Below are 10,398 nucleotides of genomic sequence, written 5' to 3' on the forward strand. Positions count from 1 at the left end.
CCGATGGAACGGGATGACGGCGTGGAGCACTCACCAGGAACGGGCCCGACCAACGACGAGGACCCCGGCCACCTGACCAAAGACCCCTCGAAGGCCACCGGCCCGTACGCCGACGCCGACCTGGCCACCCGCCCCCTCCCCCAGGTCACCCCGGCCGCGGGCCCCCAGACCACCGACCCCACCCCCAGCGCCCAGACGGACGAACTGAACCCGCCGCCCGAAGCCACCATGCTCCCCATGGCGGACGACCCGCAGACCGTCCAGGACGTGACCAAACTGGCCGAGGCCCTCACCGCGACAACCGACCCCGCCGACAACGAGATCGCGGCCCCCGAAGCACAGCCGCCAGGCCCACCGGCCGACACCACAAGACCGCTACCGGCCGCGCTCGTCAACGAACTCGAAGCACCGGACACAGCCACGGCCGACCCCGCAGAAGCCGATGCGACAGCCACCGACCCCAACGCCCCGCAAGCGGAGGCCACGGCGCTCCACCCCACACCAGAGGTCTCTGCCGACTCAACACCCCCGGCAACGGACGCGTCCAACGAGGGCCTCACGCCAACGACAGCCGCAGACAGCACCCCCCAGCAAGACACCGAACCCGTGAGCACGACCGCTCCCACACCGCCGAAGGCGGGCAGGCCCGTAGACACCACGCGGACGCCGGCAGTAACCACGGGCGACATTCCCGAGGCGGACGTCCCGAGCTTGCACCATGCCCCTCCGGGCAGCGAGCCCGAAGCGGAGCCGCGCTCACCAGCGGAGACCAACACCCCCGCGCTGCCAACGACCGCCGCGAGCGCGTCCGCAACAAAGGACCTCCCGCCGACGACACCGTCCACGGTCACCGGACCGACCGTGGACGAACCGCTGGAGGCCAGCCCACCCGCAAACCCCACCCCCGCGCCCGCGGCATCCATCGGCAACGTTCAAAGGACGGACGCACAGAACGTGAGCCCGGACGATGCCGCGACCGGCCCGGAAGCGGAGATGGGCTCACCAGCGCAGGTCGACACGCCCACGTTGGTAGCGTCCACCAGCGGAACCAACGCGGAAGACGAGGACACGGACGTCCCAGAGGCCGAAGCCACAGCGCTCGACCACACACCACCCAGCACCGCCGACGACGGTTCCGTGCCGCCGGAAGTGGACGCGCCCGCGAAGAGCGAGTCGGGCCTGGAAGCAACTGCCCCTGACGAAAGCGATGCCCCTGCCGCGAACGCCGAGAGCACGGGCCTGCACGAGCCCGAAGCGGGCTACGCCGTGACCGGTCCGGAAGCGGAGGTCGGCACACCCACGCTGGCAGCGTCCACCAGCGGAAGCGACGCGGAAGACGAGGACACCCCGAAGGCTGAAGCCACGGCGCTCGCCCACACGCCACCGAACACGGGCGCCGACGGTGTTTGTGCGGAGCTGCTGGAGGTTTACGAGGGGCTTGAGCGGCGGCTTCGGGACGGGGAGACCAAGGCCGTCGGGTGGCGGGGGCAGTTGGCGGCCTTGCGGGCGATGCGGGAGCGGAGGGTCGCGGGGGACTGGGACGAACTGGCCCGGCTGCTGCTGAACGCGGAGCCCTCGGATGTTGTCTGGGACGAGGCCGTCGGCGAGGTCGTTCAAAGGCTGCTGGCCGGACGTGAGCGGGTTCTGGTGCTGGCGCCCACGGACGAGCGGGCGCGGGAGGTCGTCCAGGGGCTCGGCGATGATGTGTACGCGCTGCTCATCGACGGTGAGGAGCGGCCCGTCGTGGCGGGGCGGCCGCTGCGCGAGATGGGGTCGAACGGGACGGTCGAGTTCAGGCCCGTGAAGCCGGAGGACCTGGAACCGAAGGAGCCGGAGCCCGAGGCGCCGGAGTTCGAGGCGGTCGAGGCTCGGCTTCAGGGGGTCGTCGTACGGCCCGTGGGCGAGGCCTGGCGGCAGGCGTGGGTCACCGAGGCGAAGATGCTGCAGCGCGGCCTGCTGTGGCTGGAGCAGTGGCCGCGGGACCTGGCGACGCTGGAGGCGTTGCAGGACGCCCGCGAACGGCGCCGGGAGGAGTTGGACGCCGAGCTGGCGGGGCTGGCCACGCGGATCGAGGAGACGCGGGGCGCCGTCGAGGAGGCCGAGCGGGCCGGAGCGCAGGCCGCCGAGGAGGCGGAGCGGCTGGAGGAGGCACAGGCGCAGATCTCGGCGGAGCTGGCCGGGCCGCTGTCGGAGGCGCAGCGGTTGCAGACGGACGCGGACGCGACGGCGGACGAGGCGGGGCGGCTCACCCGTACCGCGGAGGCGACCCGGGCGCGGTGCGAGGCGTTGGACCAGCGGGACGGCCAGGCGCGCACGGAGTTGCAGGCGGCGCAGCAGCAGGAGGAGTCGCTGACCGCGGACCTGAGTCGGGCGCGGGACGATCTGCCGCGGGCAGTCGAGGAGGCGGACCGGCTGGTGGCGGAGTCGGCGGCGGCCGACGCCGACGGGCACACGAAGTACTACCGGTTGGCGGCGGCGGAGTCGGCGCTTGCGGCGCGGCGGCGGAAGCTGACGCTGGGGCAGCGGCTGCACGTGGCGGCGCCGCCCCCGGAAATCAAGGAGTTGCGCGCCGAGGTGAAGGCGCTCAGCAAGTCGGCGGACGAGGCGGCCGAGCGGGCGGGACAGGCGAAGCAGGCCGCGGAGCGGGCGCACGGTTACCGGACGCAGTTGGAGTCGTTCATCAACGAGGGCGGGGCGCGGCTGGCGCAGGCGCAGGAGGCGCAGCGGCAGCTCGGCGCGGAGCTGGCCCGGCTGGTCCCGGAGCGCGAGGCGGCGGCGGCCGATCACCAGGAGAAGGCGCGGCTGGCGGCCGAAGCGGTGCAGCGTGCGACGCAGGCCAGTGCGCTGGCGGTGGAAGCGCAGCGGGTGGCGCAGGAGATCGAGGGACGGCTCGCGGCGGCGCGGCAGGCGCACGAGGCGGCCCGGGCCGCGTACGAGCGCGCGGGCGCGGAGGCGGAGGCGGCCCGGACGAGCCTGGCGGAGGCCGGGGCGCTGCTGGAGCGCCGGAAGGTCGAGGCCGAGGAGGAGCTCTCGACGCGTTCGGCGGAGTTCGAGGCGGCGACGGAGGCGGAGGCCCGTTCACGGGAGAAGGTGCAGGAGGTCTGCGGCGGGGATCCGGTCGACCGGGAGTTGCTGGCGGGGTACCAGGGCCGGGCGATGGCGCGGATCGAGCAGTTGTCGCACTACGTCGAGCACGCCGAGACGGGCCGTGCCGCGTCGGACGAGGCGGCCGAGGTGCTGCTGCGCACGGCGGACCTGGTGTGCGGGACGCCCGCGACGCTGGGCGCGTCAGGTGCTGAGGCGGAGTTCGACGTCCTGCTGCTGGCGGGCGCCGGGGCGTTCAACGAGGCGGACTTTCTGGTGGGGGCGGTCCGGACCCGACGCTGGGTGCTTCTGGGGTACGACGGCGAGACCCCGTCCGCGTATTCGGAGTACGCGGACGGGGTGCGGCTGACGCGGTCGCCGTTCGGCCGTTAGTCGTCGTCCCCGAGCACGAGGTTGAGGACCCAGCCGACCACGCCGACGACGATGGCGCCTGCGAAGGCGGGCCAGAAGCCGTCGACGTTGAAGGCGAGGTCGAACTCGTTGGCGATGTAGCCGGTGAGCAGGAGCAGCAGCGCGTTCACGACGAGCCCGATGAGGCCCAGGGTGAGGACGTAGAAGGCGCAGCCCAGAGTCTTGACGATGGGTTTGATGAGGACGTTCACCAGCCCGAAGATCACCGCGACGCCGAGCAGTGTCAGCGCGCGGCGTCCGGCGGTGTCGCCCTCGACGTCGATGCCGGCGATCAGCACGGTGGCGACCCACAGCGCGACCGCGGTGATGCCTACCTTGAGAATTATCCGCACATCACGATCCTGCGCCGCCGATGCCCCGTCCACCATCAGCCCGTATGGGGATTTTCCCGGATGCGCATCTCATCATGAGGAACGACTCCCCGGCGTCCTACCCATTCGAGGATGGGGTCCAGGTCGAGGGGTTCGGCGGTCGGGGCATCGGACCGGCGCGACCGGAAACGACGGTCAGGATGACGACGCCGAACGAGAAGGGTCCTCATGATCGCGAAGTTGTACGAGCGGTGGCTGCTGGAGATGTGGGCCGGAGACTTCCGGCTCGCCCACGAGCTGGTCACGCCCGGTTTCGTCGGGCACTGGCCGGGCGTGGAGGTACGCGGGCCCGAGCGGCTGATCGAGATGCTCGCGCAGGGTCACGCCCCGTTCGCCGACGTCACGGTGGCGTTGGACGTGGGGCCGATCGTGGACGGTGACCGGGTCGCCGCGCGGTGGACGTTCGGCGGGCGCTACAGGGGAGGAATGCCGGGGGCGACGGCACCGGAGGGCACGAGCGTCTCGTTCAGCGGCCACGACATCCTGCGCGCCGAGGGCGGCCGGTTCGCGGAGTACTGGGTGATCTCCGACGTCCAGACCTTCTCCCGGCAACTCGGCCTGGGCTAGACCGAACCCTCGCCACCGAACGCCCCTGTCCCGGGATCCCGTTGGCCGACACCGCAGGACCGGCGTGAGCCCTCCGGCGGCCGTTACCTCGCTCCAGGCGGCCGGCGTTTGAGATGATCTCAACTTGTCGGGCAGACACGAATGTTCCTGTGAAGGGTGTCGCGTTGAGGCAGGACGGCTGGCGGCAGGCGGCGGACGCGGACGGTCAGGTACTGGCGGGCCGGTACCGGCTGACCGGCCTGCTGGGCCGGGGCGGCATGGGAGCGGTCTGGCGGGCCCACGACGAGCAGCTCGACCGTGAGGTGGCGGTCAAGGAACTGCGCCTGCCCGAGCAGCTGGACGACGCCGCACGGCAGACCTGGATCGCCCGGCTGGACCGGGAGGCACGGGCCGCGGCCGGGCTCAGGCATCCCGGGATCGTCACCGTGCACGACCGCGTGACCGGCGATGACGGCCGCCCCTGGATCGTCATGGAGCTCGTACGGGGGCGTTCCCTGGACGACCTGCTGAAGGCCGAGGGGCGGCTGCCGCCCGTCCGGGTCGCGCAGATCGGGTTGCAGGTGCTGGACGCTCTGCGCGCGGCTCATCGGGCGGGCATCACGCACCGCGACATCAAGCCCGCCAACGTCCTGCTGGAGAACGACCGCGCCGTCCTGACCGACTTCGGCATCGCGGCCGTCGAGGGCGATGCGACCCTGACCGGAACGGGCGTGGTTCTGGGCACTCCCGCGTACATGTCGCCCGAGCAGGTCCGAGGCCAGGAGGCCACGGCCGCCGCCGACCTGTGGTCACTCGGCGCCACGCTCTACACCGCCGTGGAGGGACGCCCCCCGTTCGAGGGCGCCAGCACCGGCGCGGTCTTCATCGCCATCGCCACCGAGGACCCTGCCCCACCCGCGCACGCCGGCTCCCTCGAACCCATCCTCAGAACGCTGTTGCACCGCGACCCGTCCCAACGCCCCACCGCCGATCACCTGCACGCCCAGCTCGCCTGGCTCGTCCAGGGCCGCCAACCCGCACAGCCGCCCGTGCCGCCGACCGTCCGGCATCCACCCTTTCCGCGGCCGCCGAAACGCCCGGCCCTCTCGCGGAAGAAGAAGATCGTCGGCCTCGTCCTCATCGCGGCCACCGCCGTCCTGGCGGTCGCCCTCACGGCGACCTTGGCGGTGCCCGCGTACCAGGAGAGGCAGGAGAACCAGCGCTACGAGGCGAACATGAGCACCATCGCCGGGATGGGGACGATCCCGGGCTCATCGACCGACCTCAGCCGAGAGGATGAAGGCGAGGTGGAGGTGACATCGGTCCTGTGCGAGGACGCCTCCTCCGACCGATGCGACGTGAACGGCCAGGTCAACACCGTCATCAACTGGTTCCGGGCGCAGTCCGTCGTGCGGTCGGTGATCCTCAACGACCCCAGGGACGAGTGCGACGATTACGCCGGCTGTCGGCTCTCGGTCCTCACGCAGAGCTCGGTGGAGATCACCTACGTCAGCATCTCCGTCGAACGCGGAACGACCAGCCAATCCGACAAGGTCCTCGTCCTCGAATTCACCGTCGACTGACGCCCGGCGGCCCAGCCGCCTCGGCCTGGCAGCTCCCCGTCGGCCCCCTGGGCTCGATCGTCCTGCTCGGCGCAGGCCGGGCCCCAAACTGAGATCGTCCTCCGGCATCCTGGCCTCGACCAGCTCGGCCAACCGCGATGAACCGGCCGACCGGGCGACGCCTCCAGCACCGACCCGGCATCCCAGGCAACGTCGGCGGTCACATCATGGGCGGGATCTGGTGCTTGGGGTCGTCGAGCCATACGCGTTGGGTGTCTGGGGTGATGGTCAGGCCGAAGCGGGTCAGGGCTGGGCGGCCCCATCGGATCCATTGGAAGTAGGCGGCGCCGAGACCACGTGCCGTTCACCGACCCGCTTACACAGCAGGGCGGCGGTCCAGCCCGTGCCGATGTTCAGCACCCGCTGTCCGCGCAACGGGTGCGGCAGTTCGAGGAAGGGCAGGACGATGTTCGGTGCCGACAGTGACGAGGTGGGCTGGCGCGGCTCGTCAACGGCCTCCCACCACGCGGCGGGATCCTTGCGGGCGTCGATCCTGTAGCGCGGGTCGGTAGCCGGATTGGCCCACGCCGCCGAAGGCGCGAACAGGTGGCGAGGGACTTCACGCAGCACGGCCCGCCAGGAGTCGTCCCTCATGTAGCCCGCAAAGCAACGCCTCGGTCCCGCTGCTCAGCCCCGGCCCGGTCACGTCCAGGTAGCGCACCACCACCGGCTCCGCCGACGTGCCACGCGATCTGGACGGCTCACCGACATGGCGGGCCGCTTCTGAGCAGCCGGGACGGGCAGAGGCTTCGCCGTCGTCGGCCGAGGAGTCGCCGAAGGCGGTGGGCGCTGCGGCCAACGTCGCGGCGCGCTTGGCCTGGCTGATGACGTCGAAGAGCCGGCGCATTCAAGCATCCACCCGCCGCCCGGTGCCACCGCGGCAGCGAGCCGCCTATGGCTCCGCCCGTAGCCCACCTGACTGCCCGGCGGGTCCGCCGTTCAGGGCCTCACTCCACGAGAATGCGAGCGCGATGTTGACGCTGAGTGATGGCTCGGTGCACCCCGCGCGGAGGACGCCCCCGATGCCGGCAGTACGGCGTAACTGTCGCTTTCGCTGCTCCGTGCATTCTTACGAGGTGCCTGTCGTCGGCTCGCCACGTCCCGAGGAAGTACCGCTCAGGACCCGTTTCCGCGGACGTCAGAACAAGAAGGCGCTCAGGCGCCGAGGTGAAAGTCAGCAGGGGTTGTGGCGCGCCCGGTCGAGCGATCAGGGCGGACGCGCTGCAGGCCGCCGCCCGGTTTCGGGGCGACCGCCTGCAGTGAAGAGGCGCGTTCAGTCCTTGGTGCGGTCACTGGAGGTGATGGTTCAGTTCCCGGAGCCGACGATGGCGGTGACGCGGATCTCCACGCGCATGGCGGCGAGGCCGAGGACCGTGACGCCGGTCTCGGTCCAGATCGGCGCGCGGCCGCCGAGGCGACGGCGGAACTGCTCGGCCATGACCGCGTTGACGTCATCGCCGATGGCGTCATCTCCCGGTGCGACCTTGTGGTAGGAGTTGACGTGGATGACGTCCTTCCAGGTCGCGCCGACCGTGGCGAGCGTGCGCTCCACATTGTCGAAAGCCTGGATGATCTCGTCTTCCAGCGAGTCGGGGATGACCAGGTCGTCATCCACCCCGGCCTGGCCGGAGGTCTCGACCCGATCGCCGACGCGGACGGCCCCGCTGTAGCCGAAGGCCTCGTGCAGCTTCTCGCCGTAGCCCGGAACGATGCCGAAGGTGACGGTGCTCATGATGCTTCCTCTTCCTGTGCATAGGGGTGCGTTCCCTCGTACATGAGTTCACGCGTAAAGTGATACTAGCAAGCAATGACTTCAAGCGCAAAGTGATGGCGGGCTTCGCCGGAGGGCGGGAAGATCCATGAGCAGCACGGGAGGGCCCATGAGCGGCACGGGCGAACACGGGGTCGATGAGGAACTGCGATGGCTCGACGAGCAGGAGAAGGCGGCGTGGACGGGGCTGATCTCCCTTGTCCTGCTGCTGCCCGGCAAGCTGGAGTCGCCGCTGCGGCAGGAACACGGCCTCACCCTGTTCGAGTACCTCGTGCTCAGCCACCTCTCCGAGGCCCCGCGGCGCACGCTTCGGATGGGAGAGCTCGCCTTCCTCGCCAGCGGGTCGCTCTCCCGCCTGTCCAACGTCATCAAACGCTGTGAACAGCGCGGCTGGGTCGTACGGACACCCGACCCGGCCGACGGCCGTTACACCCTCGCCGAACTCACCGACGCCGGCTTCGACATCGTGCACCTGGCAGCGCCCACGCACCTGCGCGCCGTCCGCCGCATCGTCCTCGACTCGCTCAACACGACCGACCAGAAGGCCCTCGCCCGCATCGCACAAAAACTCCACATCGTCCCCGACGACTTCGGCTGACAGCCGGCATCCCGGCCACGTTCGAGGCGCCGAACTGCGTCCACGGGTGGTGGTAGCCGTCCGGGAGCGTTTCGGCCGTCCGCTGCCGTTCATCGAGGTAACGCAGCGCGTCGTCTTCGCAGCCGCACTCATGGCAATGGGAGCGCGCCGTACATCGCTTGCAGTTCGACCGGGCCGTCCTCCAGCCGCGGGCGCAGCAGCCCGGCCGCCTCGGTGACGAGCTCGATCGCGCCGTCCAGGTCGCCCATCGAGCGCTGGACGATCGCCAGCGTCCACGCGGCCCAGGCCAGCGAGACGGGCCGGTCGGCGTCGTGCGTGGCACCGACGCTGCGGTCCGCGACCACCCTGGGCGAGGGCGTACACGTCCGACAGGATCGCGTTCGTGGTGCGGCGTCGTTCGCCTTCGGCGGCCCAGGCGGCGCCCCTGGCGTCCCGGCTCAGCCCGGGGAGGATGCCGCCGGGCTGTGCCACAGGCGCCAGGCGTGCGTTGCGCGCTTGGCCAGCGCGCCAGGTCGACGGGTTCGGGTGGGGCCGGGACGGTCAGCATCGCTTCACGGACGGCGTCGCGGATCGCCGGTAAGGCTTCGTGCGGGATGCGGGCGAAGGGCGCCATGGGGAGGGACGCGGTGTCCCCGAGGCTCATGTCGGTACCGGCCAGCAGCGCCACGTCTCCGACGCCGAGCGTTCGCCGCCTACCTCGCTGGGGAGATGGTGGCTACCGTTCGGCTTTTCCAGAGGACGTGCGTTGGTGGCAGGCTCAGGCCGCTTCTGGACGAGGTGACCGCTGTGACGGGCGCGCACCTTCGCTCTCTGCGTCCCTCTGCATGACGAGTCGCTCACGCAGCGGGCTCAGCAGCGTGCCACGCTCCTGGCCGATCCGGCTAGCTGGGGAGGCTCACGGCCTTCGATGCCCTGATGCTTCCCGTGTGCTTCTACTGACCTACGATCGCACGGGTGCATGTTCTCAATGCCGTTCAGGTTGCTCCGTCGGCGCCGTTGGCGGACGGAGAGGCAGGGCTCGCGTCCACGGTGAGTGCGGAGGGCGTGGTCGGGGTGCTCGCCACCCGCGAGCCCGGACTGGCCCGGGGCTTCGTCCACGGGCCGCACGGTGGCTCGATGCCGTTCTACCGGCCTTCCTGTACGGCGGTGCTCTACACCTACCGTGCGCATGAGTGGCATCGGCTGGAGCTGTCCCATCTGCCTGTGTCATACCCGGTGATCGCCCTGCTGCCGGACGGCGAGTTGCTGGTCGCGTGTCCGCGCATCCCGTGGGTCGACGGCCGGCCGGATCCCCGGAACGCCCATGTGTTCGGCCCGGACGGAGCACACCGGCGCTCCTTCGCGCTGGGCGACGACATCGAGCGGGTCTTCTCGGACGACTCCGGAACGATCTGGACCACGCACAACGAGGAAGGCTGGGGCGAGTCGTACGGTCTGGTGCGCCGGGACGTCCGGGGCGCATGGCTCTGGGACTCGGGGATCGCCTGCCAGGACGATGCCGTCAACTCCCACGCGGGCGTGACCTGGGTGTACCGGAGGCCCTCACTGGTCCGGTTGCAGGATGGCCTCGAGGCGGAATACGACAGTCCGGTGGACGGGGTTCACGCGCTCGCGTTCGAGGGGGACCGCCTGTTGCTCGCGGGGCCCGGCGAGCGGCTCTCGTGGTGCGGCTTGGTCGACGGTGAGGTCCGGTGGCTGGACGCCGCGGAGATCGCCGGACCGTTCGAGGACTGGCAGGTTCTCGACTGCCACGGTCCTCACCTGTATCTCCACGATCTCGGCGACGGCTATCACCGCGTGGCGATCACCTAGAGGGTCTGCCGCCGCGCGGCCGGGCGGCGCTGCCCGGCGCGCGTTCGGCGTCCCGGTCAGTCCTTGCGGTCGAAGAAGGTGGTGCGGGCGGCGGCGCCGGCGAGGGGGGTTTCGCGGGGGCCGGTCTGGTGGGGGGCGCCGGCCACGTGGCGGACGGGGGCG

At 71.0% G+C, this 10,398-nt stretch carries 10 protein-coding genes; 5 read left to right on the forward strand and 5 right to left on the reverse strand.

The genetic code is table 11. From position 1 onward, the window contains the following. The first annotated feature begins 3 nt into the window (after positions 1 to 3). Positions 4 to 3,477: a hypothetical protein gene (locus ACFPZN_RS17355; protein ID WP_378283014.1), complete on the forward strand. Its 3,474-nt coding sequence runs from the start codon at positions 4 to 6 to the stop codon at positions 3,475 to 3,477. On the opposite strand, the gene ACFPZN_RS17360 is transcribed toward ACFPZN_RS17355, so the two are convergent. Continuing rightward, positions 3,474 to 3,884: a phage holin family protein gene (locus ACFPZN_RS17360; protein WP_378283015.1), complete on the reverse strand. Its 411-nt coding sequence runs from the start codon at positions 3,882 to 3,884 to the stop codon at positions 3,474 to 3,476. The genes ACFPZN_RS17355 and ACFPZN_RS17360 overlap by 4 nt on opposite strands. Positions 3,885 to 4,055: 171 nt before the next feature. On the opposite strand from ACFPZN_RS17360, the gene ACFPZN_RS17365 reads away from it, so the two are divergent. Together ACFPZN_RS17365 and ACFPZN_RS17370 are read left to right on the forward strand one after the other, a co-directional pair. Further along, the gene (locus ACFPZN_RS17365; protein ID WP_378283016.1) at positions 4,056 to 4,454 is read left to right on the forward strand and encodes an ester cyclase; all 399 of its coding nucleotides are present in this window, start codon (positions 4,056 to 4,058) and stop codon (positions 4,452 to 4,454) included. Positions 4,455 to 4,618: 164 nt separating this feature from the next. Then, a complete protein-coding gene (locus ACFPZN_RS17370) occupies positions 4,619 to 6,016 on the forward strand; it encodes a serine/threonine-protein kinase (RefSeq protein ID WP_378283017.1) in 1,398 nt (465 codons plus the stop codon). 282 nt (positions 6,017 to 6,298) lie between these two features. On the opposite strand, the gene ACFPZN_RS17375 is transcribed toward ACFPZN_RS17370, so the two are convergent. The 3 genes from ACFPZN_RS17375 to ACFPZN_RS17385 form a co-directional block, all read right to left on the reverse strand. Then, complete coding sequence (locus tag ACFPZN_RS17375; RefSeq protein ID WP_378283018.1) at positions 6,299 to 6,625, reverse strand: methyltransferase domain-containing protein; 327 nt, start codon at positions 6,623 to 6,625, stop codon at positions 6,299 to 6,301. Beyond that, complete coding sequence (locus ACFPZN_RS17380) at positions 6,615 to 6,902, reverse strand: hypothetical protein (RefSeq protein WP_378283019.1); 288 nt, start codon at positions 6,900 to 6,902, stop codon at positions 6,615 to 6,617. Before ACFPZN_RS17380 ends, ACFPZN_RS17375 begins: the two co-directional genes overlap by 11 nt. Before the next feature lie 459 nt (positions 6,903 to 7,361). Further along, positions 7,362 to 7,787, reverse strand: a complete 426-nt coding sequence (locus tag ACFPZN_RS17385; RefSeq protein ID WP_378283020.1) for a Rid family hydrolase — start codon at positions 7,785 to 7,787, stop codon at positions 7,362 to 7,364. Between the two features lie 148 nt (positions 7,788 to 7,935). Here ACFPZN_RS17385 and ACFPZN_RS17390 point away from each other — a divergent pair, with 148 nt between their 5' ends. Then, positions 7,936 to 8,424 carry a MarR family winged helix-turn-helix transcriptional regulator gene (locus tag ACFPZN_RS17390; RefSeq protein WP_378283021.1) on the forward strand — a complete coding sequence of 163 codons (489 nt, stop codon included), beginning with the start codon at positions 7,936 to 7,938 and terminating at the stop codon, positions 8,422 to 8,424. Positions 8,425 to 8,552: 128 nt separating this feature from the next. Here the strand turns inward: ACFPZN_RS17390 and ACFPZN_RS17395 are convergent, their stop codons facing one another. Further along, positions 8,553 to 8,768 (reverse strand): hypothetical protein, encoded by a 216-nt coding sequence (locus ACFPZN_RS17395; protein WP_378283022.1) that lies wholly within the window; start codon positions 8,766 to 8,768, stop codon positions 8,553 to 8,555. Positions 8,769 to 9,378: 610 nt separating this feature from the next. On the opposite strand from ACFPZN_RS17395, the gene ACFPZN_RS17400 reads away from it, so the two are divergent. Continuing rightward, positions 9,379 to 10,236, forward strand: coding sequence for a hypothetical protein (locus ACFPZN_RS17400; RefSeq protein WP_378283023.1), 858 nt, complete (start codon positions 9,379 to 9,381; stop codon positions 10,234 to 10,236). Positions 10,237 to 10,398 lie beyond the last annotated feature (162 nt).

Source organism: Actinomadura rugatobispora, assembly GCF_042656285.1.
Taxonomy (GTDB): Bacteria; Actinomycetota; Actinomycetes; order Streptosporangiales; family Streptosporangiaceae; genus Spirillospora; species Spirillospora rugatobispora.